Source organism: Prochlorococcus marinus str. MIT 1214 (genome assembly GCF_027359355.1).
Lineage (GTDB): Bacteria > Cyanobacteriota > Cyanobacteriia > PCC-6307 > Cyanobiaceae > Prochlorococcus_B > Prochlorococcus_B marinus_F.
Map to the genome: position 1 here is coordinate 811,832 of NZ_CP114777.1, position 26,199 is coordinate 838,030.

Sequence of the window (26,199 nt, forward strand, 5' to 3'; positions counted from 1 at the left end):
AAGATATGTGTATTTTCTCTTGGTCATTATTTAATTAAACTAATCCTTTACTAACTAGATGAGAATATTAGTTTTTGACTTAATTCCGCTAAGATTAGTAGATTTTTTTACTCAATTTTTTTTTATACTATCAGCAGCAAATTCAGTCAGTGAAATTATTTGTCTTACGCAGGCAGCAACGCCACTTAATTAGTTATTCAGTAGTCCTTTTGCATAGTCTTTTCAAAATTTACGAGTAGCTTTGCCACCATTTGCGGCTGCTCAATATTGATCTTTTTCAAGTCCTGAACGATCAAGTCCATTACTTTTTTTAGATCATCGAGCCCCTCCTAACGTTGGTTAGCGACAACTTGTAGTTGTCAGCAATTTTCTTACTGCCTCATCCAAAAAAGCTGTAAGGACTGATTCCTCTTTTCTTGGGATCTAAATCACAGATTCATAGGACGGATCGCAACCATCATTAAAAAAACAAAACATTGAGAATAAAAATATTTGCTCTTAGTAAAGTTAAAATCCAAATGAAAGATATAATCCTTATTAATAGTTTCTTTTTAATGCAAATAAATGTGACTGAGAGAAAATCAGATCAAAAACAAGAAGGATCTGAAGGGAAAATATTCCCAGTTCCATTTGCTTTAGAGGGAATAAAAGAAAATATTACTATTACGACGAATACTTTTTCTAAACTTTCTAAAGAAGAAATAATTGAACAAGCGCTGCAGAAAGGAGTTGCAGCACATAAAGAAGGCAAACTTCAAGAAGCGGAGAGAATTTATCGGGCTATCTTGCAATCTCAGCCCTTTAACCCTCGTGCCAATCATAATCTTGGCGTGTTGGCAGTCTCCGAGAATAAATCTGATGCAGCATTACCATTGTTCAAAATTGCATTAGAAGCTAATCCCAAAATAGAACAGTTTTGGCTTAGCTATATCGATACACTTATCAAAGAGAATCAGGATGAAGTCGCAAAGCAAGTTATTGAACAAGCAAAGAAAGAAGGCGTCGCTGAAGAGAAATTAAATTCTTTAAAAAATCAGCTTAAACCAACAGATACAGATTTAAAGCAACTATTACTGTTCTATCAAAATGGACAATTTGATAAAGCAGAAAAGTTGGCGATATCCCTTGTCGAGCGATTTCCCAATCATCCATTTTCGTGGAAAGTACTAGGCGCTTTACTTAAACAGACTGGGAGAATTATTGAGTCATTAGTTCCTACGCAAAAATCTGCTGAATTGGCGCCAAAAGATGCCGATGCACACAGCAACTTGGGTGTCACGTTACAAGAGCTGGGAAGATGGGAAGAAGCTGAAGCAAGCTATAGACAAGCAATAGCATTGAAGCCTGACTTCCCCGTAGCCATAAGCAATTTGGGTGTCACTTTAAAAGAGTTAGGCAGATTGGAAGAAGCTGAAATAACCTTTAAGCATGCATTAGCGTTAAACCCTAACTTTGTCGACGCCCAAGGCAACTTAGGAAATACGCTAAAAGAATTGGGGAGATTCGAAGAAGCTGAAGCAAGCTATAGACAAGCAATAGCATTGAAGCCTGACTTTGCTACCGCCCACTTCAACTTGGCGAACACGCTACAAGAACTGGGCAAATGGGAAAAAGCTAAATCAAGCTATAAGCAATCAATAGCGTTAAAGCCTGACTATGCTACCGCCCACTTCAACTTAGCGAACACGCTAAAAAACCTGGGTAACCTGGAAGAAGCTGAAGCAAGCTATAGACAAGCAATAGCATTGAAGCCTGACTTTGCTACCGCCCACTTCAACTTGGCGAACATGCTACAAGAATTGGGCAGATTGGAAGAAGCTGAAGCAAGCTATAACCAAGCAATAGCGTTTAAGCCTGACTATGCCGAAGCCCAAGGCAACTTAGCAATCTTGTTTGAAGACCTAGGCAAATTCGAAGAATCTGTTGCAATGGAACAGCAAGCTTTTACTAACCGTACTGGTATCCGACCAGTAGGAGACGTTGCACTTGCTCCCGCTACTACTGGTATATTTTTCGAAATAACCAATAGGTGTAATTTCCACTGTACATTTTGCCCATCGGACTCTCAAAAGCGCCATCTTGGCTCTATGGAATTAGAACTTGTCAAACAACTCTATGAAGAGAATGCTGAAAAAAAATTTGCTGAATATGTTCATCTCCATTTAATGGGTGAGCCAACCTTACATCCTGACTTAATTAAGATTTTAAGGTTTGGATCATCCAAAAAAGTTAAAACTAATTTAACAACTAATATCAGCACACTTAGCACTAAAAATGTTAGTAAAATATTAGACGAGCTCTATGGTTCCCTATGTGCAAGTCATATGACTCCCACAAAAGAGACATATTATCTTCGAGGTAAAGTTGGTATTTCTTGGGATCAATATATCAATAATCTACGTTCATTAGTTCGTGAATACATGAAACGTTTATCGACAGGTAGTGCAATTAAAAATAATATCGTAATCCGGGTGATGGTGACACAGAATACGTCATCAAATGTAAGTTTGATAAAAACCTCAAAAGAGGCTAGCGCTATCCTGAAAGAATGGAATGATTTTGTCGCTGAAGTTGAGCATCAGCTGGGAATGGCTCAATTTAAGCGCAAGGATCATAATGACAATGATCTGGTACGAGGAAATCAACATCAGTCTACCTTTTACTCCTTGCAGAGAGGGATTCAATTGGAGTTCAGACGAGCTCATACATTTGCCAATACAAGAGCAAATGATGACTTGGAGTTTAAAGCAACAAAGGAAACATACTGTTCGAATCCGTTCAAGGAAGTTGGCGTTCTGTGGAATGGGGACGTAACATTATGCTCTCTTGATCATGATGGTCAATTAAAGGTAGGCAATGTTCGAGACTCGTCGATAGAAACTGTTATCCAGAGTGAGGCGGCACAAAAATTGCGTGCCAGCATGCTGGGGGATGCCCCCCTTCCATCTATCTGTCAAACGTGCCAGGAAAGAGCTTGTAAAACTAATAATCCTTAATTAGAATTTGTACTAAATTATTTACTATTTTAGAGTAGTTATTAGATTTATTTCTAAATAACACAATACCTTATTATGTCATAGTCATAATATGAGCACATCATTGCTATCTTTATGTCCAAAATGTGAAACAAAGATCAGATGCATATGAAAAAATAATTTTCTCAATATTGCATTATTTCAGATATTCTTTAATATTACTTATATCATATTTTTAATTAAAGGTTTTATCCGTCATCCCATATCTTTAAATAGATTTAGCAATGATAATATAATTAATTATTGCCTTAACGAAAGCGTGGAAAAAGCGAGTAAGGAAGAAAAAATCAATATCGACGTATCTGAAGTGAAGCTATTTTCAGTTCCGTTTTCTTTAGTTGAAGTTAAAAAGGATATCTCTATCTCTACCAATAGTTCAATTAAACCTTCAGAAAAAGAATTGATTGATCAAGCATTTAAGTATCATTCAAAAGGTAATATTTCAGAAGCAGCGAAATACTATCAAGATTTTATTAATCAAGGTTTTAAGGACCATAACGTTTTTTCTAACTATGCATCAATCTTAAAAAGTCTTGGGAAGTTCAAAGAAGCTGAAATATCAATCCGCAAAGCAATAGAACTAAAACCTGATTTTGCGAATGCTCACTCAAATCTGGGAAACATATTGAGTGAGCTTGGGAAATTCAAAGAAGCTGAAATATCTCAGCGTAAAGCAATTGGATTAAAACCTGATTTAGTAAACGCTCATTTTAATCTTGGCAATATATTGAGTCAACTTGGAAACTCAAAAGAAGCTCAAATATCAATTCAAAATGCGATTGAACTTAAACCAAACTTCGCCGAGGCGCATTACAATCTTGGCAATATATTGTGCGATCTAGGCAGATTTAAAGAAGCTGAAATGTCCACTCGAAAAGCAATTGAGTTAAAACCAGATATGGCAGAGGCACATTACAATCTTGGAAATATATTGACTGAGTTTGGGAAATTCAAAGAAGCTGAAATATCAATTAGAAAAGCGATTGAACTCAAACCTAACCTGGCGGATGCTTATACCACTTTGGCTGAGATATTTAGGCGACTTGGTAGAAGTAAAGAGGCGATAGATTGCTCAGAAAAAACCTTAGAGATTAGGCCTTGGTCAATTAAAGGTTTATATGGATTAGATCATACATGTGAAATTAAACCTATTTCATAATTAATTGCTCTACAAATCGTTCGAGAAGAAACGTTATCAATTAATTTTAATTGATCAAGTATTTCCTTACGTCTCGAAGAATTTAACTTAACTATATCTAAGAATAGATCTGGCTCAATAGTTTTAATATTTATAATATCTAGTAAATGTGAAAAATAATTTTTTATAAATGAAGGTCTATTAATATGTGCAATTGGAAGACCATCAATAATCACTTGATTATCAGTAGCTTGAAATTTAACTTTATCGTTTATCAACTCCAATCCTTTACAAATAAATTCAATTCCTGTATCTTTCAATTTTATATTAAACGGTAAAGAAAATACCATTGACTCCTCACAAAAAAAACCAAAATCAAAAACCCTTGTTAATGAACTTTGATATCCATAATTATGAGTCAATTCAAATTCTCTAGGATTATAATTTGGAGTACTAAGTCCATTAATTGTTCTAACGAAAGGCAAAGCATTTACTTCATGATTTACTAGCTCAAAAAGAGGGGCTATTGATGCAGTATGGTTAAAGCCAATTTTTCTAAAATTCAAGAATTGTCTTTTAATAATTTCATTCCAGCTTCCCCTATGTCTTTCTTCTATATCATATAAAGTATATTTTTTAATTAACTTCTTTATCTCAGAAGGGAACATATTTAATCCTTTTTCAAATAATTCAGTAGTTTCTTTACCTCCACCTCCCCAAGAAAAATTATCTTGATAATAATTAAAAAATTTTCTATATTCTGCGCTATATCCAATATCTTTCTTTAATCTTATTTTATTATCTTCTAAACAAATACATTCAGTTTTAACCAAAAGTTGAGAAGGGACAACAATTTTAGATTTAATATTTGTATTAGTAGAGAAAATACCTCTACCGATTTCCCCTTCCCTTAAACATACATTTTCAGCAATACCGCCAAGCTTACAAAACTCATACAGCAAGAGATCCCATTTCTCATCCATTTAGAAAAGAATATGCATAATACATAAAATACCACTACAAGAAAATTTTATAAATTAATTCTTGATTTTATTCCTTTCTGAAGTTGTCAAGAGGCTGAAATCACAAATAATTCATATTTACATGTCCTGAACAGCCTAAAAATCACTTTAGAAAGAATGCGAAGGAATTTCTTAATCATTTTTTATACAATAAAAGAATGTTAGCGAGGTCCGATCTTAACCTTGACTACTGGTAATAAATACTTGCTAATAAAAACGACTAATGTTAATTTAAATTATATAAAAAGTATCATTTTTAAATATTGAAAAAATTTGATCATCCTTGGAAGAATAATTTCATAGAAAGAAGTAACAATATTACTATTCCCTACGATGGTTGGAATTATTCTATAAATTTTGATAGTAAATATTTTTCTACTATTGACAATAAAAGACGAAAAAAATCCTATCAATATCAGTCCGAACCTAAAGATTTAAATCTTGAATTATTAGAGCTAGAAAATAAGAATAAAGCTACTAGTTTATGCCTAGAGTCAGTAAATCACTCTCAAATAGCAATAATTGGATGCGGACCTGTAGGGATGGCTGCTAGTTTATGGCTCAAAAAGGCTTACCCTAAAAAAGAAATTACTATTTATGAAACGAGAGTTGATTTGAAATCTAATAAGATTAAACCTTTCTCCAGAAGGTGGCTAACTTATGTAAAATTAGATTTATTAGAACCTATTTTAAATCTTGAAGATGTATCACTTATAAAAAGAATTGGTTTGTATAATTGTATAGGAATTGATATAAGAAATTTGGAATATGCTTTATTAAGAGCAATAAATAAGCAAGAGATTAGTATTTGTCAGATGAATAACAAAATTCCAAAACCAGAGATTCTTCTAGATGCATCTGGTGGACGATTTATGCAATACAATCAATCAAAGATAATTGGGAAAAAAAGTTTGAATATAATATCACCAAAGAATAAAAATAATTTTGGTCAAATAGAATGCTCTTCAAATATTTTGAATCAATTCGAAATAGTTGACTTTGGAAATATAATCAAACCATTTTACAATGGATACCCATTACAAGTGCCTTTTCTTAAAATAAATTATTTACCACCAAATCTTAAGGATGAGTTTATATATTTTTCAAATATATTAAATAATGATTATGGTGTTTATTATTGGAATGGTGTGATGAGAGATGATTTAAATCATTCTTTATTATTTTTATCTCTTTTTCAAGATGAATTTCTAGGAATTGATGATCTGATTGATTTTCCAATTAGATTAGATCAAGCATGGGATAATAATTTGTTCAGAGAAAAAGCATCAAGAAGATTATCAATAATATTCGAATGGATCTTAACTAAGTTAGGTAAAGATAGGCTCTGTTATATAGAGCCATTATTTCTATGGCAGCCATTTTTATGCTTGAGGAAAGATAGATATATTTCAGGTGATATTGAATATTTGAATATTGGAGACTCTCACTATATTGGTAATCCTAAAACTGGTAATGGATTAGCCAATCACTTATATGAATTAAAAGATATATTTTCTGGAATGTTTTGATATCATCTAATTACACGAAATTTACAAATCTAATAAATCAAACCACAATATTAACATATCTCCGATAACATAAAAAACAAACTTATAAAATGGATCAATATTTTAAGAAAAAATCCAAATAGATTTATGGGTTCAGATCAATTCTAGATTTGTAAAACCAAAACCTTACCAAATATAATATTTTTATTACTAGTATATTAACTGTTTCTCCTTCCAAATAACATCGTGACATTAATTCTTCTATTCTCATACCCCTCTTTAAATTCATAATTATCCGTTTCATGAAACAAATTAGAATTAAATAAAACAGCTCTATTCTCTTTATATGGAATAACTTTTGTATTTCCTTTGCTTTTCTTTAATTCTTCTTTGATTCTCATTTCATCATTATTATAAGTTTTAAAATCCCATTCTTTTGGCGCTTCAACGTCATAGACGATCAAACCACCAGAACTAGAGTTTAAATTAGCCTCCCTATTGGTAATCCAGAAGTTGACATTAACTGCTGCGAAATCTGCATGAACATTAATACCATGTTGTTTAGAGTGTGCATTTTTTGCACGGCTATCATACTTATAAGCCCAAGCCTGCTCTAATCTATGTTCCTTGAATATTTTAGGGAATTTTGTTCTTAGTTCCTCTGCTATTTGAATAATCAATGGACTAGCCAAACCTTCCATGAGATATGCGCCAATATATCCGCCTTCTTTAATATCAAACCAAATTGTACTTCCAAGTAAGAATTTACGAATACCTTCTAATGCTAATGGACTTAAGAAATTATCAATATACGTCAGTCCAAAATCATGCTCGAAATATTTTTGAGTAATTTCTTTAACATTTAATGAATGACTAACTGCTGATGATTTTAATCTTGGTGAATCTACTTTATATATAATATGATTGTAGCTTTTTTTTATTAGATTATGATATTTATCATTTAAAATTATTAATTTTGTATCATTAGTCCAATTAACTTTTGAGGCAAAATCCACATATAATTTAATAAGATCATTAAACATTTTTGCCTGTATCCCTTGAGAAACGAGATATTGAAATTGCTCAATATCATGATCTATCTTTGCTTTACTAATTCTTCTAAATCTCAAATGAGAAGGTTCTTTATTGTTAACACCTCTAAGGAAGTCAGAACACTGGTTAAAATATTTTATAGCTAAATCGTATTCACCCCGATCAATAAGGGTGAAACTTAAACTATTCAAGGCTTCAGGTTGATCGGGATTCAATCTTAATGCCTCTCTAAGTGAAGCTTCTGCTTCATCAGTTTTACCTAGATATCTCAATAATGTTCCCAGTGTTGAATGCGACTGTATTAAATCTGGTTTAATTTCTATAGCCTTTCGAGTGGATTCTTCGGCCTGCTTATATTTTTCTAAAACTAAATATATAGTTCCTAGATTAGAGAGAGCTTCAGCATAATTTGGATTAATCTCAATTGCTCTTTTAGTAGCTATGAGTGCATTTTCAAACTGATCACGAGCTTGCAATATATTCCCAAGATTGAGATAAGCTTCAACAAAATTAGGTTTAATCTCAATAGCTTGACGCATTACCATTTCTGCCTGATCTAATTTATCAATATCTTTTAATATATTTCCCAGATTAAAATATGCTTCAGCAAAATTTGGTTTAATATCTATAGCTTTGCGCATTAATATTTCTGCTTCTTCTAATTTGCCAAGGGATTTCAATATATTTCCTAGACTTAAATTAGCCTCAGCATAATTAGGCATAATATCTATAACTTTGCGCATTGATTCTTCTGCTTTTTCTAATTTTCCAATAGTTTTCCATAAATTCGAAAGATTAAGATATGTATTTGCATTATCAGGAGATAAATAAATTGATTTTTGATAAAGATCTATCGCTTTATCAAAATCGCCTTCTTGCTGTTTTATCACTCCATAATTAGTAAATACTCTTTCGTCTTGATACCCTTGATCTAGACAAAGTTGATAATATTTCTTAGCTTCTTTAATATTACCTTTTTGATGATAATTTATTGCTTGATTAATAATTTGCTCTTTAGATTTGTTACTTTCGAAATTAGTAGAGATAGAATCCTTTTCATTGATTCCATTTAAAGAAATTGAAGCAGCAAATTTATTTGATTTATTTTTCTTTCTATTCAATTTCTCTTTTCCCTTAAATCCTTCCATTTTATGCCTTCAGAAAATATATTCTTAATCATTACATGATAATTACCTATAAACATGTTTTTGTCTATCAACAAATTATTTGCCGAAAAAATTTGTTATATTTTATCTTTTCTTAATTTAAAAAAGCTAATAGTCAATTTTTAGATAATAGATTTTTAGACGCGGAACTTGCAGCATTTAAGCTATCGGGCTCCTTCTAACGGTGGTTAAGACAAGTTGTATCTGTCAGCAATTTTCTTCCTGCTTCATACAAAAGAGTTGTAAGGGTTGATTATTGCTCTCTTGGGATCTAAATCACAGATTCATAAGACGGATCGTAGCAATCTTAAAAAATCAAAACATTGAGAATAAAAATATTTTCTCTTAGTAAATTTAAAACCCTAATGCAAGATATAATCATTAGTATGAGTTGATTTATTAAAGCAAATAAATGTGACCGAGAGAAAAACAGATCAAAAGCAAGAAGGATCTAAAAGATAGGTCAGAGTTTTGCTGCTAGAGTATCTGACAGTCTTCTTACTTCGATAGGGCTTCCCGAATTAATTACTTATAGTGAAAGTGAATAAGAAGAAAAAGCCTTGTATATAGCTAGCAACCCTAAAGAAATTCTTAGATTGAAATCTAGATTGAAACAACTTAAAGAAACTTCACCACTTTATAATTCAGAATTATTTACAAGAGATCTAGAGAGTAAATTTATAGAATTAATGAAAGAAAGATAATTACTATATTGGAATTTTCTATTCTTTTTTTAGATCTTAAATTAGTTTTTCTAGTACATTAATTTCTTTAAAAATAGATTACTTGTCTCTTGATTCTGTAAAATCATTTAGGAGCCGCAATCTTTTTGTAGTTTTTTTCATCTTCCTGTTAGTTGCTTATATAGTCGTAAGGTTATGCTGTCTTGATTACGGTGATCAACTAAAAGTTAAACCGATTAATATTAATAAGAAAGGCAAAAAATGTATCAATTAGCAAATAAATATTCTGCTTCAAAAACTTTATTAACTATATAATTTAGATTATCTTGACTTTGTCTATTATGAATTCCTAATAATATGCCAGATTTCATTATATTGTCACTAACTTCGAATGATCCGAACTTATCCCAACTAAATTTCTCAGCAACAGGCTGTCTCATAATATTTCCTGAAAAAATTGTCCTGGTTTGAATACCAGCTTTTTCTAGGAATATCTGAATATCCTTTCTTTTCAAAGCTAATTTATTCCTAAAAATCAATGGAAATGCCAACCAACCAGTCTCAACATTATCGTAAGAAAAAGGAATAAAAAAGTTATTTGAAGAAGAGAATTCCTTTCGAAGAAAATTAAAATTGTCAGATCTTTTTTTAAGATTTGCCTTCAACTTATCAAGTTGAACTAAAGCAAATGCTGCAGATATCTCTGAAGGTAAAAAGTTAAAACCAATTTGATCAAATATATATTTGTCATCATAATCAAGTCCATCTATCTTTGAGGCAAATCTTCTTTCATAATCTTCTGTTTCCCCATACATACATGATCTTCTTCCCCAACCTCTTAAAGAAAGGCCTTGATAATAATCATCGGAATTAGAATAAGAAACCATCCCACCAAAACCAGCTCCTGTAATAACATGGGAGGCATAAAAACTAGTTGTTGAGATATCAGACCAATTGTCTAATTTAGTCCGATATGTGTAACCTATAGTATCTGCAGAATCTTCAATAATTTTAAGATTATTCTCTTTAGCAAAATTATATATCTCATTCCAATTTGCTATATTCCCAATTAAATTAGGAACACAAATAGCAGATACATTATCAAGATCAATCTCCTTCAACCTGGATGTATTTATCTGTAGTGTTTCCTCCTCAACATCTACAAAATAAGGTATTAGATTACTTTGCACAATTGGTGCAATCGTAGTAGAGAAAGTCAAAGAAGGTGTTATAACCCTGGACCCTGCCTTCAATTTCAATGACAACAAAGAAATAAGATTTGCAGATGAACCACTATTAACCATTAACCCATAATTCTTATTGAAAATATTAGCAACTTTTTCCTCTAATAATTTAACTTGCTTTCCTACCATTAAAGAAAGTCGATTGTTTTTTAAAACATCTATTACTGCATCGATTTCATCCTGTGAATAATCCGACTCAGCATAAAAAATTTTTTCACTTTTATTGTTAGTTGATAATTTCTTAGATAATTTCTTATTCACATCATTTGATATATTGTAATTACCAAACTAACACTTATTCCTCTAAAAAACACAAATTAAAAAAGATTCGCAACTAAGAGTTCTTTCTTGATTCTATTTGAAGTTATCTTTCTGTGAGTTGTTTAGGCTGATAGTCAACTATGATGTCTGCAAATTAGTACTAATTTCTTGCGAAAAGCATTGGACCGCATTTTAAGTCCACGTATATGTAGTCCTTATTCTCATTACGCAAACAGTTTATGGACAACAGAATTGGATCTAATTAAGTTCTCAAAAACTTCATTCTTAGTATCCTATTATAAAAAAAGTAGACGTCTTTCAACATCACATAGAATCAAAAAGATCAATTGCAAATTTTAGATAATTCATATAAAAAATAATTTAAATATTTGAATCAAAAGACTGTAAATAATAAATACTTTATACAAGAATTTTTGTGGAAGATAGGTTTTAAAAAGATTTAAACCTACCAAAAGAGCCAGCAATAATTACAATCAAGTTATTCAATCCAAGAAAAGAGTATAATCTATAAGATCTTATTCCATTAGAGGTTGGAATGGATGAATTTGCTCAAAGAAAAACTCAGCAGAAAAATAAAGATAAAATAATAGTATACCCTGTGCCTATGAATTTGGATGAAATAAAAAATGACCTCACGATTACAACCAAAATCTCCTCAAAATCGTTAAAGCAAAGAATAATTAATAAAGCATATAAATTACAAGAGAAGGGGCAAGTTTTAGAGGCCGAAAAATATTATCAATACTTCGTAGAGAAAGGATTCTCTGATGCTTCTGTATTTTCAAACTATGCAATTATTTTGAAAACATTAGGAAAATTAGATAAGGCAAAATTATATCTAAGGAAAGCTATTGAAATCAAACATGATTTTGCAAATGCTCATAATAATTTAGGAACAGTATTACATGATCTTAAAGAATTAGAACAAGCAGAATTGGCTTTCCGCAAAGCAATATCAATAAGACCTCGCTTTGCAGATGCACATAATAATTTAGCTAATATTTTAAAAGACGCAGGTAAATTACAAGAAGCTGAATTATCAGCACGTAAAGCTATTGAACTTAAGCCAGATTCTTCAATAGCGCACTCAAGCCTTGCCAGAATTTTAATTCTAATTAATAAATTAGATGAAGCTGAAATGTATCTAAAAAAAGCAATTAAATTAAAACCGAAACCTGATTATTATTATTCATTAGGACAATTATTAGAAAAGTCAGATAAAAAAGAAGATGCCTTATATCAATATAAAAATGCTCAGAATTTGGATCCTAACAACTTATCTTACCAATTAGAAGGTAAACTTAGATTCTCTGCAATACCTTTTAATCAGGAACAAATAAATAAAGAGAGAAAACAATATAAGAAACAAATATCACAAATAGATCAATATATAAATCCAGTTTTCACCGGAAAAATATTTTCAACATCTTCATTTTACTTGGCTTATCATAATGCATCTGATGACTTGGAAATTTTAAAACTATTAGGTAATGTTTTAAGAAATTCAAAAGGATTAATTAATACTAAATTTAATCAAGAAAAAGGAATAATAGAATCTCAAAGAAGAAACTCTATTAGGCTTGGTATTTGCTCTGAGTATTTAAAGAACCATTCAGTTTGTATGTTTTTTGGAAACATTATCAAGCAAATAGCATCTTCAGATGTAGAGGTCATAATATTTCGAACTCCTTATTCCGAAGTAGATTCACTTAGTCAATCGATTGATTCACTTGCATCAGAGGTAATAATGATGCCAGAATCTATACAAGAGGCATCCGATTTAATATTAAATCAATCAATTGATATACTTTTTTATCCTGATATTGGGATGTCTAATTATACATATCTTCTGTCATTATCAAGACTAGCTTTGGTACAATTTACCACCCTTGGGCATCCAATGACGTCTGGATTACCTGAAATTGACTATTTTATTTCTTGTGATAATTATGAAACTAAATATTCTAATGAATTTTATTCTGAAAGATTAATTAAACTAAATAGAATACCTGTGAATTATTCTAAACCGATAAATAAAGGAAATACATTCAATAAATCTAAGTTAAATATATCTGAAAAATCATTCTTAATTGGAATACCTCATGCTCCTTTCAAATTTCATCCAGATTATGATAAAATCCTTGATAAAATTCTAGAAAACATTCCAAATTCTTTTCTTTTCTTTGCAGATGGTCCTAAAAAATTACAGACAGATAAGTTAAAGGAAAGATGGGCAAAAACTACAAAATTAGTTTTGAATCGAACAATATTTTACCCACGAGTCTCATTTGGCGATTTTTTAGAAATAGTAAAAATGTTAGATATAATAATTGATCCATTTTATTTTGGAATGGGTAACACCTTTTATCAGGCAATGGCTTTTAATACTCCTGTAGTAACAATGCCAACAAATCATATGAAATCTAGACATGCATTTGCAGGATACAAGCAAATGGATATCAAAGGTGCACCTATCGCTAATTCACCAGATGAATATATATCAATATGCAAGAAGCTAGCTTTTGATAAATCATATAGAGAAAATATCGAAACCCAAATAAATGAAAAGGCAAATAAATATCTTTTCAATGATGAAACTATTTTTGAAGAATATATTCAGTTCCTAAAGGATTCACTTTCTGCTGCTCAAAATAATACTTTATTGCCAGAGAACTGGAAGCCAAAATCTAATTTTAATTGATCATTATTAAAAAAAATTATCAACAATCAAATTTTTCACACCATTCAATATTTTCTATATACCATTTCACTGTTAATTTCATTGAATCAATAAATTTCATTTTTGGACTCCAATTCAGCTCTTCTCTTATTTTCTTATTATTTATAGCATATCTTCTATCATGACCTAAACGATCTTTCACATAACTCTTGAATCTATTATGAGGAGAGTTTTTACTATTATAGCGATCTAATAATCCACAAATCATTTCTACTATTTCCTCATTACTCCTCTCTTGACCAGCACCAATGCAATAGGATTCTCCAATACTTCCATATAAAGCTATTTTTATTAACGCATCTATATGATCTTCTACATATATCCAGTCACGTATATTTTTACCATCTCCATAAATAGGAATAGGTTTATTATTAATAGCATTTATTATAATTACTGGTATTAATTTTTCAGGGTACTGATAGGGACCAAAGTTATTACATGAGTTAGTTACTATAGAAGGAATTCCATAAGTCTTATTCCAAGATTTAACTAAATGATCACTAGCAGCTTTTGTTGCTGAATATGGGCTACTTGGATTATAAGAACTTTCCTCAAAAAAAAGTTCAGATTGACCAAGTGATCCAAAAACTTCATCAGTGCTCACATGAATAAATCTAAAAATATTCTTTCTAATTGATGGAAGTGTATCCCAATGAAATCTTAAAGCTTCAAGTAAATTAAAAGTACCAATTATATTACTTTCTAAAAATGGCCTGGGTCCAGATATACTTCTATCAACATGACTTTCTGCGGCTAAGTGAAAAACTAGATCAGGATCAGCTAACTTTATAGCCATTTTTGTATCTTCAAAATTAGATAAGTCAATCCTCAATAATTGATATCTATTCAAATCACAATCTTTATTGTTTTTATCTAAATTACTTGCATAGCCTAATTTATCTAAATTAAATAACTTAAGATTGGTTTCATTAATCAACCTACGAACTAATCTTGAACCTATAAATCCTGAGCCACCAGTAATAAGAACTCTTTTTAAAGATTTAAAGGAATGCATAATAAAATATTTTGAATTTTATTTATTTATAGGAGCGTGATTTACAAGACACTAAAACTTTAATTTGATAAAGGATCTTTTATCTTGAATTCTAAAAGCCTTCTTAGATACTCACCGTAGCTACTGTGACTTAGATTATTTGCTAATTTTACTAATTGATTATCATTAATCCACCCTTGTCTCCAAGAGATCTCTTCAGGGCAACCTATTTTTAAGCCTTGGCGATATTCAAGTGTTCGAATATATAATGATGCTTCTTGAAGTGAATCAATGGTACCAGTGTCAAGCCATGCAATTCCCCTTCCCATCATCTTCACATTTAAAAGTTGATCATTCAAATAACTTTTATTTAAATCTGTAATTTCCAATTCACCTCGCGAAGAAAAATTTAGTTTTTTAGCTCTCTCAATAACAGTATTATCATAGAAATACATCCCAGTAACAGCATATTGACTCGAGGGTTTTTTAGGTTTTTCTTCAATCTCAATTACGGAGCCAGAATGATCAAACTTCAAAACACCATAATTTTCAGGATCACTTACAGGATACGCAAAAATCGTACCACCTTTATTCCAAGAATCTGCAGAGCGTAAAATTGAAATCAAATCATTTCCATGAAAAATATTATCCCCTAAGGCAATAGCAACATTATTACTACCAATAAATTCTTCACCTATCAAAACAGCTTGCGCAACTCCTTCTGGCTTTTGCTGTATTGCATATTGAAGATCTATCCCCCATTCTTTCCCGTTATCTAGAAGCTTTCGAAATAGTCCAATATGGTCAGGATCACTAACAATCATGATTTCTTTAATACCACAAAGCATTAAGGTTGCCAAAGGGTAATAAATCATGGGCTTGTCATAGACTGGCATTAATTGCTTACTAATAGATTTAGTAAGTGGAGCTAATCTTTTTCCTTTACCACCTGCAAGTATTATTCCTTTACGCAGAGAAGAATAAGTCAATATAATTACGAATTAAGGTGAGCAATAAATTTTAGAGATCAATAGGATTGCAATTAATCTCGATAAAATGACAATCATACTTGACACCTTAAACTATACTTGATGACAAAATCATCAACAAATCAAATAAAATAAAATTTTTATAACTCTAACTGCAAACATTTTTAAAGGCAGCTGTTCTTTTTTTTTCTATTGCAAGAAGATATTTATTTTCTAGATCATAAGAAAAACTAGTCAAAGCAGCTTCTGAAAAAATCTCGCGTATTTGCCAATTAATTTCGGAATTTGATTTTGTTTTTCTTGAATTCAAAGACTGATTCATTTGGTGATTTAAATTTCTAATCGATTAAAATTTAAATGTTTTTAAATTAGTTGTCTAAAAAAAATTATTCATAACAAAAATTCACTAAAAAAATCGCCCCGATTCTGATAAAGCTAATAACAAATCGATGGATTATCAACGTAAAAAGATCCATTTCGACACTTAGTTGTACATATTGATACTTTTCCACATTTTCCTATTTTCCTCATATTGCAAAATGTTTTGTCCGAGAATATTGACAAGAACTTTTCAATGTATCAAGAGATACAAAAACCCTGAGACCAGTTGCAGCAGTGGAGATTTCGCTAACCCTGTTTTTTTTTGTAATTTATCCACTTATTCAATTGACATGAGCCCTGTTGAGATTTTTTTTAAATCATGAATATTGTGGAAAAGTGGAAAACTACCTCGTAAACACTTCGAAATCCTTCTCTTTTTTGTTCATCCTCAAAAAGAAAAACAATTAATCCCGTTATGTTTTTTAGCTAGAAAGATAAAAGAATTCATAACGTAGAACAGCCTTGTACTATACAATATAGCCTTTCTAGCTCGAGCAAGCGTGCTCCTCTTGCTAGTCTTTAGTTAATAACTCTAATTACCTTTCAAGATCATCAATTCTCATAAAGCCTAATATTTTTAAAGTATGAATTCCTAGAAAATTTAATAACTTTCTTCAAATCTTTATTTTTTAATAAAAAAAATGATAAAGCGCTAATTTCAATTATGTATTTTGAGAGTAAGTTTTTATATAAGCCGATTAAAAATTAATTAATTTATTTTGCTGACTTTGAAACCACTAAAAGAAAACTAGAGTCATAGTATTTCTATGCATAATCCTTTCTCAATTTATTGGAATAAAAATTGGACATTTCAAATAGTACATATGGAAGGAGGAATTTATATAGAAGCAAAAGGACTGGGAGTTCAAATAAGAAAACCTTTCTTGGCAACTGAAAACCCATTGACTGCAGCAGATTATTTAGTGCATGGAGAAGATAGAAATAGACAGTATTTGTTCAACTCTTGGAAATCAAATAAAAACATTCATGATTTTAATTAGTTGTCTAAATAGATTCAAGTCTTCCTCCAAACAGCTGCTAACTTCCCCTGAATATGAACTTGATCAGCAGCAATTTCTATAGGTTCATAAGCTGGATTAGCAGCTTCTAAACGAACTAAAGCTCCATCACGAAAAAAATGTTTTAACGTAGTTCCCAAGCCTGGTACCATTGCGCTAACAATAGTACCGTTTCTCAAAAGAGAAGGTTCACTTACTGGTTCCATTAAAACCATATCTCCGTCTGCAATAAAAGAATCAATCATTGAATCTCCATTCACTGTTAAAGCAAAAAGTCCTTTCAATTGAAGAACAGAATTCAACTCCAGAGTTTCCTGCACATCATCAAAAGTTTCAATTAAACCTCCTGCAGCTATTGCCCCTAAAACAGGTACACCTGAAATGGTCTCCTCTATTAATTGAAGCGTCCTGGCCTGGCCTTCTTGCCATTTTATCCAACCTTTTTGTTGCAGATGTCTGAGTCGGCTTTGGATTGGTGCTGGAGATCTAAGTCCCATAGCTTGCATCATCTGCCTTATTGAAGGGCTGTGATGATGATCTCCAATAAAATCTACAAGCCAGTCATAGAGTTCTTGCTGGGCAGCAGTTAGGGCTTCTTCTGGCATTCGAATACTTTAAGTACATATGTCCTTCAATACATATGTACCTAAAATGTCTCAACATGGCAACCCTAAAGGCCTCCAAGCTGGACGGCTAGCAAGGCTTGCTGAACATGAAGCCTGTTCTCAGCTTGATCAAAGACATTACTGCTTTGACTCTCTAAAGCCTCTTCTGTGATTTCTTCTCCTCTATGAGCAGGTAAACAATGCAAAATAATTACTTCCTCATCTGCAAGCCCTATTAATTTTTGATCAACTTTGTACTTTTTAAAAATTTCTTTCCTCTTTAAATGTTCCTCCTCTTGCCCCATAGAAGCCCAAACATCTGTATAAATAACTTGAGCTCCTTTGACTGCATTTGAAGGATCATTACAAATAGATAATTTCGAACCAAATTCCGAGAGTGATTTCGCCTTTTCTAATATTTGAGGATCTGCCTCAAAACCTTTTGGAGAACAAATTTTCACATTAACTCCCAACATCGCTCCGCATATCATCAATGAGTTAGCAACATTATTGCCATCTCCGATGTAAGTAAGATTTATTCCTTTTAGCTTCCCAAACTTCTCCTGAATTGTTAAATAATCAGCCAGTGCCTGACAAGGGTGTTCGAGATCAGTTAAAGCATTAATGACGGGAATTGTGGACCACTCTGCATATTCTTCTAGTTCTTGCTGAGAAAAAGTTCTAATTGCAAGTACATCACAATATCGACTCAAAACTCTTGCCGTGTCTTTAATAGGTTCACCCCTTCCGAGTTGCGTGATTTGAGGATTTAAATCAACAGTTTGACCTCCCAGTCTTGTCATTGCAACTTGAAAACTCACTCTTGTCCTGGTAGAGGCTTTTTTGAATATCAATCCAAGAACTCTATTCCCTAGATCAATTCTTCTATAACCCATTTTTAGCTGTTTAGCTAATTCAAATAAAGACAAGATCTGATCACTATTTAAATCAGAAGAGGAAAGAAAATTGTTTTTACTAAAAGAAGTTAATTTAGAAGCTAAGCCTGAATATGCTGAAGCCATAAATAAGCCTCAAATATCCTTTATCGGAGATAAAGGATATAAAAGTCAAGTTTTTTAATTTAAAACTTTTTCAGGCATGACACTACTCGAAAGCATTTCTTTTAGCTCATCTCCCTCTATTACTTCCTTTTCAAGGATCTTCTGAGAAATATCTTCTAATAATGAAAGATTATTCTTAAGAATGTTTAAGGCACTTTCATGTGCATCATCTACCAAACTTCTAACTTCTTTATCGATAGCCTGAGCAGTAGCATCACTTAGTTCTCTTCTAGGGTTGTTGTTACCACCTAGAAATTGACCTCCACCCTGCTTGTCATATGCCAGAGGTCCCAAAATATCACTCATACCATATGTGCCTACCATCTGCTCTGCTAAATCAGTAGCTCTTTGGAGATCATTCGATGCCCCGGTAGTAATTTTTCCAAAAATTATTTCTTCTGCAGATCTACCACCAAGAAGGGTAGCTATTTGACCTTGTAAATCTTCTTTTGAATTTAGGAATCTTTCCTCAGTAGGTAATTGGAGTGTATATCCCAAGGCACTCATACCCCTTGGTACAATTGATATTTTTGCAACTTTGCTACCTCCAGGCATAAGGTGACCAACAATTGCGTGACCAACCTCATGATAGGCAACAATCTTTTTCTCATCGTCTTGCAAAACTCTGCTCTTTTTCTCTAGCCCAGCAACTACTCTTTCAATTGCTTCGTTAAGGTCCTTTTGTTCGACTGATGTTCTTTTGCCACGGGCAGCCAAAAGAGCTGCTTCGTTTACCATATTGGCTAGGTCAGCTCCAGCAAACCCACTAGTTGCTTGGGCAATTCGTTCTAAATCAATCTCATTAGAAAGCTTCACTTTCTTTGTATAAATTTCCAAAATTGTTTTTCTGCCAGATAAGTCGGGTCTATCAACAAGTACCTGTCTATCAAATCTTCCTGGACGTAATAGGGCTGCATCTAAGACTTCAGGTTGGTTAGTAGCTGCAAGAACGATTACTGGTTTATCGGTTGAAGAGAAACCATCCATTTCTGTAAGGAGCTGATTGAGAGTTTGCTCTCTCTCATCATTTCCACCAACAACTCCCATTGAACCTGATCTACTTTTTCCTATCGCATCAAGTTCATCAATAAAAATTATACAAGGTGCTTTTTTCTTGGCTTGTTCAAATAAATCCCTAACCCTTGCTGCACCTGCACCTACAAATAATTCTACAAACTCAGAGCCAGAAATGATGAAGAAAGGTACTTCCGCCTCACCTGCAACTGCTTTAGATAGAAGAGTTTTACCAGTTCCAGGAGGACCAACAAGTAAAACACCCTTAGGAATTCTTGCACCAATATCTGTATATCTTTGAGGCCTTTTGAGGAAATCAACTATTTCAGTTAATTCGTCTTTTGCTTCATCAACGCCTGCAACATCTTCGAAAGTAACTTTTGATTCATCATCAGGGACATAAACCTTAGCTTTACTTTTAGTGAAACTGAGAGCTCCTTGAGCTCCTCCACCTCCCATGCTTCTGCGAGCAAAAAACTGCAAGACAAGAATAAATATTAGAGGTGGTACAACCCAGCTGAGAATAGTAGTAAATATGTTGGGTTTCTTAGGAGGTGCAGCTGCGAACTCGACGCCTTTCTTCTCTAGCCTTTGAGGTAACTCCATATCAAAAATAGGAGTTGTTGCAAGAACTGATGGAGCCCCTTCTTCTGCTTGAGATAGTTCGTATCTAATCTGATCTTGAGTTATGTATGCACGCTTAACTTCTCCATCATCTACTTGATTAATAAATAGTGAATAAGGAACTCTTGGTACTTGTGTATTTTGACTTGGGAAAAAGCTACTAAAGAGGAGAAGCGCTCCAAAACCTATGAGAACTAAATTAATTATCCCAAAACGTCTATTTGGTTGATTTTCGTCCTGTCGTATTGGCATTAGCAAAAACTTTATTTATCACCTAAGTTAATCAATTTTTATCCCATATCGACTTGTTAAACTGGAGGGAGATCCGAACGAATATGTAATGCTAAAAAATTAACCCCCTAAAAGAGTAGTCTCAAACAAAGATCTTCTCCTTTTCGATCTAAAAAAGAATGTTGCAATTTGTAGGTGGAACTTATTGATTCAAATCCAAAGCTGTTCAAAGGGCTCATTGCAGACTTTCCTCCTAAGAGTTTTGGTGCTACAAAAACTACTAATTCCTGAACACAATTTGCTTTAATTGCACTTGTAGCTAATTGGGGACCGCATTCCCAAAGAATTTTATTGCAGCCTTTTTTCGCAAGTGCTGAGAGCAATTCGGATGGATCATTCTTATTTAATCTCAATTTCTCTATTCCCTCTGGTAAATCAGAAAAAAAAGCTTCATTCCCTTCTGGCCCATAAGCAATTATTGTTCGAGCAATTTTTGTATCCCAAAGTTTTGCAGCTTTAGGTAAATTCAATGACCTTGAGAAGATGACCCTTAAAGGTTCGACATTTGATTTTCCTCTTGAAGTCAAAAGAGGATTATCGACCCGAACTGTTTCTCCTCCAACTATTACTGCATCACACTTAGATCTAATTTGGTGAACAGAAGTTCTCGCAGGAATATCTGTAATCCACTTACTACAACCGTTTGGCAAGCCAATTCTTCCATCTAAGCTCATTGCCCATTTAAGAACTCCCCAAGGACGCCCATGACGAACTCGAAAACTAAATTCACGATTAATTGATTCACATTCTTGACTCAAAACCCCCACGATAACTTCAATTCCAGAATCTTTTAATATTGAAATTCCATTACCTGAAACTCTTGGATCAGGATCAATCATCCCAATAACAACTCTTTTCAAACCTGCTTTTATTATTGCTTCTGTACATGGGGGTGTTAAGCCCTGATGGCAACAGGGTTCTAAAGTTACAACGATTGTTCCATCAACAGACTTCTTTCCTGCTTGAGTAAGTGCTTCTATTTCAGCATGAGGGTTCCCTGCACCTGAATGAAATCCCTCTCCAACAAGTCTTCCTCTCGAATCCGTCACAATTGCTCCCACAAGAGGATTTGGGCTTGTTCTACCTTCAGCCAATAAAGCCAGTTGGATTGCACGTCTCATCCATGGCACCCATTTTTTTTGATCCTCATGCAAATTAACCATTTTTATTCAGCCAATGATCTCCATTCACTTACTAAGTATGGCGGGATTGGTAAATCATTTATCAAGCCAGGTAATCTAATTCTCAAGGGTCTATTTTTATCCAATTCAGCAATCAAAGTTGTTAGGTCAAATTCTGCAGCAGAATCATTCAGAGTTTCAAGTTTGATTTTACTGTTTTTGGTTATGTCTTTTAGATCCCAAGTCTTTCTTCCAGAATTAACTATTAAGCTTGTTGGATGATCAATCCTTAGTGAGCCTGGATAGCCAACAATTCGTAAAATTAAATTCTTCGACTCTTTGGAACTTGGATAGACAATAATTTGCCAAGTTTGGTAATCCAAGTCTTTTAGGCTCTCTAAACTTCTTTTAATCTGTTTTTCTTGTTCATTTAAAGTGAATTTTGAATCTGCAAAACTTTTATTTACGCTAATGAAAAAACAACAAAAAATCAAAAGACAAGAAATTATTAGACGAAATAAATCACGAAATCCTTCCATCAGTAATATTAAAATCTTCTGATTCAAGTAGTGCATCTAATGCTATTGCTGAGCGTACAAGTGACTGATATTTCTTAATGATACGTTGATTACGTTCAACTGTTTTGGAAGGATCAAATTTTTCTGAATGATTAAAAGGGTTTTCAAAGACTTGAACTCCATCATCCATTAATTCTAAATCATTTTGTTGCTTAATCAGAGCTATCAAAATTTGATGCAGTCTGGATCTTCTGGTTAAGTGTTCCTCCTCTTGATTTCTTTTAAGATTCACAAAACTTTCAAACTAACTATTGAAGTTTTAGTTGATTTTCATGGAAAAAATAGTAAAGCTATAAAAAAGATATTTTTTTACGTCAATTTATTTAAACCATGCTTAAGGAGTCAAAGCAGATACACGTAATAGGAATTGATACTTCAAGTGTTGAAAGTTTTTTTGAATCTAAAAAAAAACAAATTTTTACAGCCGAAAGAATCACTGGTCCAAAAAGAATTTTAGATTCATTCAAAACCTGGTTAAAGCATAAAAATATAAAAAATCATAAGTTTGAATTCATTGCAACTGACAAACTAAATGACTTCATAGACTCATTAAGAAAGGAAGAGAAAAAAACAATTGTGTTTTCTGGCGGTGATCCTCTTTGGTTTGGAATTGGTAGATTATTAATTCAAAACTTTCCTTTATCAAAACTTTATTTTGAGCCTGCCGCTACATCTTTTCAACTGGCTTTTTCCAGACTTGGAAAACCTTGGCAAGATACAAAATGGATCAGTCTTCATGGAAGAGACTCTCTTCTATTTGAAAAAGCAATTAAAAAGCTTCCTTCTTCGCTTGTTGTTTTAACTGATTCAAATAGAGGGGGTGCGAAAGAGGTTTATCAATTACTTCATTCAATCGGGCTTGAGAGGAAATATGAATTTTGGACTTTTGAAAGACTTGGATATAAAAATGAAAGAATCGTAAAAATTAATTCATTTGAGGATTTTCCAACGGATATTGATCCATTGCATCTTGTTATTCTTTTTGAAAAAGTAGAGCCGCCAATAAAATCAAAAGATTTACCCTTATTTGGAATTGAGGATTCGGTTTTTCTTCAAAATTCAGACTGCCCTGGTTTAATGACAAAAAGAGAAATTAGAGTTCAACTTCTTGCAGAGCTTAATCTCCCAAAGCAAGGAGTGATATGGGACATAGGTAGTGGCGTTGGGAGTATAGGTTTGGAAGCATTAAGGATATCTCCAAATCTAAAATTAGTATCTATTGACAAAAGAGTTGGAAGTAAAAATATAATTGAAGAAAACTCAAGAAGAACTGGTGTTACTCCATCTTTGATAATTGAAGATGACGCATTAAATATATTCAAACAAAATAAAATAGCACCTAATCTTTTACACCCACACAGAGTTATTATAGGAGGTGGTGGGTCAAACTCACATTTAATTGTTGAAGAAGTATTGAAGCTAATTAACAGTCCCTGTATATTAGTAATACCATTGATTTCATTAAAATCTATACCTAGGCTAGAGTCAATTTTAAAACCAAAAGTTCACAAGTTATCTATTAGTCAACATCAATCATATAGAGGTGTAAGTATTGGAGAAGATATAAGATTATCTCCTCTAAATCCTGTATTTATTTTGAAAGGTGAAATTCAATAATTTTTATGTTTTATCAGGTTTCGCAACATGGGGTAGTCCCCAACCCAATTTATTTCTTAGAACTTGAAAGAACTCATGATCAGAAAGTCTAATAAACTTAACTGGATGATCACTTTTTCTAATTAAAACTCTATCCTCAGGCCATACATAACAGCCTGCGCTACCATCTACTACCATCATTAATCTTTCAGGTGTGGCAGGAAAAACAGTGACAGGCTCTTCATTACTAAAGACAAGAGCTCTGGATGCCAATGAATGAGGAGAAACAGGGGTAAGCTGCAAAACCGGACAATCAGGAGTAATTACTGGACCCCCAGCGCTTAGCGAATAAGCAGTTGAGCCAGTAGGAGTAGAGAGGATTACACCATCTGCGGAAATATCGACGGGTGCATGTCGACCAACAGAAATTTCAAAATGACACATACTTGTCATAGGTTCTCTATGTAATGCCATTTCATTAAGGCAAAGAGCTTCCCACCTACATTGATCACCTCTCATAACACTTACTACTAGGCTGGTTCTCTCCTCAATATTCCATTGCCTTGCAACTAAATGTCTGAAAATTTTATCTATGTCTGAAAGATACGCCTCAGCCAAGAACCCTAAATGTCCAGTATTTACAGTGAGTATAGGTATACCCAATGGTGCAGTTTGTCTTGCTGCAGACAAGACAGTTCCATCCCCTCCTAATACAACTGCAAACGAAATTGAAGAATCAAAACCATCTGGGATACACGAGTTGTAACCTTGTGAACTCATGTATTGATCAGGATTAGTAAAACCTAATAAACCGCCTGCGCTACTAACTCTGACAACATCAAAACCAGAATCTTCTAGTTTATTTTGAAAAGTTTTTGCTGTCTTAACAGCAAGCTCTTTCCCGTCATTAACGATCAGTCCTACTCGGGGCACCGATCATACTTCACAAACTATTGATCAATACTAGCAATTAAAAGTCAACTATATTTATTTAATACAATTAGAAGTTAATCAAAAACATTTAACTTTTAAAATTGTTCTAAAAACCTGAGATCACTTGTATATAACTTTCTAATATCATCTACGCCATGACGAACCATACAAAATCTTTCTACTCCCAGTCCAGCAGCAAATCCACTATATTTTTCTGGATCAATCCCTAATTCTTCTAGTACAGCTGGATCTACCATCCCGCAACCCATAACTTCTAACCATTTACCTCTCCATTGAACATCAACTTCTGCTGATGGCTCTGTAAAAGGGAAATAACTAGCTCTGAATCGAATAGGAAGATCTCCAAAAAACGCTTTTAAGAAAGCCATTACTGTTCCTCTTAAATGACTGAAGTCAAGCTTTTCATCAATTGCTAAGACCTCAATCTGGTGGAACACAGGCGAATGAGTAGCATCAACTGCATCTCTTCGATAAACCCGACCAGGAGAGACAATTCTTACTGGAGGTTTTTTGCTTTCAAGGCAACGAATCTGAACAGGCGAAGTATGAGTTCTTAATAGGTATTCTCCTCCCAAATAAAAAGTATCTTGCATATCTCTTGCTGGATGGTCAGGTGGAATATTTAGTGCCTCGAAATTGTAGTAATCATTCTCTATCTCAGGCCCTTCGGAAACTTGGTATCCAAGGCCTAAGAAAAGATCAATTATTTGCTCAGTAGTTGTTATTAAAGGATGCCGATGACCTTGAGAAGTACCTGTTGGAGGCGCTGTAACATCTATAGTTTCTTTTATTAGTATCTGATTTAAAGCCTGAGTTTTTAAAATTTCAAGCTTTTCCTTTATTAATTCTTGCAATTGAGTTTTTAAAACATTCGCTCTTTGACCAATTAAAGGTCTTTCCTCATTCGAAAGAGTCTTCATCCCTCCCAATAGAAGTGAGAGTTTTCCTTTTTTCCCAAGGAAACCCAACCTTAATTTCTCTATTGATTCGGAATTTTCAGCAGAAGCAATTTCTTTTGCAGCCTGGCTTTCTAGAATCTCAAGCTCATTAATGAGCTGTTTTAGGGATAATGTTGAACTCAATGAATTCCAATCTCGAGTA

At 32.9% G+C, this 26,199-nt stretch carries 20 protein-coding genes; 6 read left to right on the plus strand and 14 right to left on the minus strand.

All coding sequences use genetic code 11. The features are described 5' to 3' along the window. Positions 1-518: 518 nt before the first annotated feature. Complete coding sequence (locus tag O5639_RS04815; RefSeq protein ID WP_269625339.1) at positions 519-2,996, plus strand: tetratricopeptide repeat protein; 2,478 nt, start codon at positions 519-521, stop codon at positions 2,994-2,996. 298 nt (positions 2,997-3,294) lie between these two features. Beyond that, on the plus strand, positions 3,295-4,194 hold the full coding sequence (locus tag O5639_RS04820; protein ID WP_269625340.1) for a tetratricopeptide repeat protein: 900 nt from the start codon (positions 3,295-3,297) through the stop codon (positions 4,192-4,194). Here the strand turns inward: O5639_RS04820 and O5639_RS04825 are convergent. Then, complete coding sequence (locus O5639_RS04825; RefSeq protein ID WP_269625341.1) at positions 4,164-5,156, minus strand: hypothetical protein; 993 nt, start codon at positions 5,154-5,156, stop codon at positions 4,164-4,166. The genes O5639_RS04820 and O5639_RS04825 overlap by 31 nt on opposite strands. A 302-nt stretch (positions 5,157-5,458) precedes the next feature. On the opposite strand from O5639_RS04825, the gene O5639_RS04830 reads away from it, so the two are divergent. Next, complete coding sequence (locus O5639_RS04830; protein WP_269625342.1) at positions 5,459-6,724, plus strand: hypothetical protein; 1,266 nt, start codon at positions 5,459-5,461, stop codon at positions 6,722-6,724. Positions 6,725-6,921: 197 nt separating this feature from the next. Here the strand turns inward: O5639_RS04830 and O5639_RS04835 are convergent, their stop codons facing one another. Further along, positions 6,922-8,904 (minus strand): tetratricopeptide repeat protein, encoded by a 1,983-nt coding sequence (locus O5639_RS04835; protein WP_269625343.1) that lies wholly within the window; start codon positions 8,902-8,904, stop codon positions 6,922-6,924. A 967-nt stretch (positions 8,905-9,871) separates the two neighbouring features. Further along, on the minus strand, positions 9,872-11,110 hold the full coding sequence (locus O5639_RS04840) for a DegT/DnrJ/EryC1/StrS family aminotransferase (RefSeq protein ID WP_269625344.1): 1,239 nt from the start codon (positions 11,108-11,110) through the stop codon (positions 9,872-9,874). A gap of 556 nt (positions 11,111-11,666) precedes the next feature. On the opposite strand from O5639_RS04840, the gene O5639_RS04845 reads away from it, so the two are divergent. After that, on the plus strand, positions 11,667-13,832 hold the full coding sequence (locus O5639_RS04845) for a tetratricopeptide repeat protein (protein WP_269625345.1): 2,166 nt from the start codon (positions 11,667-11,669) through the stop codon (positions 13,830-13,832). Between the two features lie 19 nt (positions 13,833-13,851). Here O5639_RS04845 and rfbB read toward each other — a convergent pair whose 3' ends face one another. The 3 genes from rfbB to O5639_RS04860 form a co-directional block, all read right to left on the minus strand. Then, positions 13,852-14,886, minus strand: a complete 1,035-nt coding sequence (gene rfbB / locus O5639_RS04850; protein WP_269625346.1) for a dTDP-glucose 4,6-dehydratase — start codon at positions 14,884-14,886, stop codon at positions 13,852-13,854. Between the two features lie 59 nt (positions 14,887-14,945). Next, a complete protein-coding gene (rfbA, locus tag O5639_RS04855; RefSeq protein ID WP_269625347.1) occupies positions 14,946-15,854 on the minus strand; it encodes a glucose-1-phosphate thymidylyltransferase RfbA in 909 nt (302 codons plus the stop codon). 148 nt (positions 15,855-16,002) lie between these two features. Then, on the minus strand, positions 16,003-16,176 hold the full coding sequence (locus O5639_RS04860) for a hypothetical protein (protein WP_269625348.1): 174 nt from the start codon (positions 16,174-16,176) through the stop codon (positions 16,003-16,005). An 826-nt stretch (positions 16,177-17,002) separates the two neighbouring features. On the opposite strand from O5639_RS04860, the gene O5639_RS04865 reads away from it, so the two are divergent. Further along, a complete protein-coding gene (locus O5639_RS04865) occupies positions 17,003-17,236 on the plus strand; it encodes a copper-binding protein (protein WP_269625349.1) in 234 nt (77 codons plus the stop codon). Between the two features lie 14 nt (positions 17,237-17,250). Here O5639_RS04865 and lexA read toward each other — a convergent pair whose 3' ends face one another. From lexA to O5639_RS04895, 6 genes are all read right to left on the minus strand, one after another. Further along, positions 17,251-17,859 carry a transcriptional repressor LexA gene (lexA, locus tag O5639_RS04870; protein WP_269625350.1) on the minus strand — a complete coding sequence of 203 codons (609 nt, stop codon included), beginning with the start codon at positions 17,857-17,859 and terminating at the stop codon, positions 17,251-17,253. A gap of 65 nt (positions 17,860-17,924) precedes the next feature. Next, on the minus strand, positions 17,925-18,881 hold the full coding sequence (argF, locus tag O5639_RS04875; RefSeq protein ID WP_269625351.1) for an ornithine carbamoyltransferase: 957 nt from the start codon (positions 18,879-18,881) through the stop codon (positions 17,925-17,927). 54 nt (positions 18,882-18,935) lie between these two features. After that, positions 18,936-20,810 (minus strand): ATP-dependent zinc metalloprotease FtsH, encoded by a 1,875-nt coding sequence (gene ftsH, locus O5639_RS04880; RefSeq protein WP_269625352.1) that lies wholly within the window; start codon positions 20,808-20,810, stop codon positions 18,936-18,938. Positions 20,811-20,917: 107 nt separating this feature from the next. Next, positions 20,918-22,012 carry a bifunctional diaminohydroxyphosphoribosylaminopyrimidine deaminase/5-amino-6-(5-phosphoribosylamino)uracil reductase RibD gene (gene ribD / locus O5639_RS04885; protein ID WP_269625353.1) on the minus strand — a complete coding sequence of 365 codons (1,095 nt, stop codon included), beginning with the start codon at positions 22,010-22,012 and terminating at the stop codon, positions 20,918-20,920. Positions 22,013-22,014: 2 nt separating this feature from the next. Further along, entirely contained in the window at positions 22,015-22,509 is a 495-nt protein-coding gene (locus O5639_RS04890) for a DUF3122 domain-containing protein (RefSeq protein WP_269625354.1), read from the minus strand. Further along, positions 22,493-22,780, minus strand: a complete 288-nt coding sequence (locus O5639_RS04895; protein ID WP_269625355.1) for a hypothetical protein — start codon at positions 22,778-22,780, stop codon at positions 22,493-22,495. The genes O5639_RS04890 and O5639_RS04895 overlap by 17 nt, the downstream gene beginning before the upstream one ends. Positions 22,781-22,878: 98 nt before the next feature. Here O5639_RS04895 and cbiE point away from each other — a divergent pair, with 98 nt between their 5' ends. After that, positions 22,879-24,165 (plus strand): precorrin-6y C5,15-methyltransferase (decarboxylating) subunit CbiE, encoded by a 1,287-nt coding sequence (gene cbiE, locus O5639_RS04900; RefSeq protein ID WP_269625356.1) that lies wholly within the window; start codon positions 22,879-22,881, stop codon positions 24,163-24,165. A gap of 3 nt (positions 24,166-24,168) precedes the next feature. Here cbiE and O5639_RS04905 read toward each other — a convergent pair whose 3' ends face one another. Together O5639_RS04905 and pheS are read right to left on the minus strand one after the other, a co-directional pair. After that, positions 24,169-25,077: an NAD(+) kinase gene (locus O5639_RS04905; protein ID WP_269625357.1), complete on the minus strand. Its 909-nt coding sequence runs from the start codon at positions 25,075-25,077 to the stop codon at positions 24,169-24,171. Positions 25,078-25,172: 95 nt separating this feature from the next. Further along, the gene (gene pheS / locus O5639_RS04910) at positions 25,173-26,180 is read right to left on the minus strand and encodes a phenylalanine--tRNA ligase subunit alpha (protein WP_269625358.1); all 1,008 of its coding nucleotides are present in this window, start codon (positions 26,178-26,180) and stop codon (positions 25,173-25,175) included. Positions 26,181-26,199: the final 19 nt, after the last annotated feature.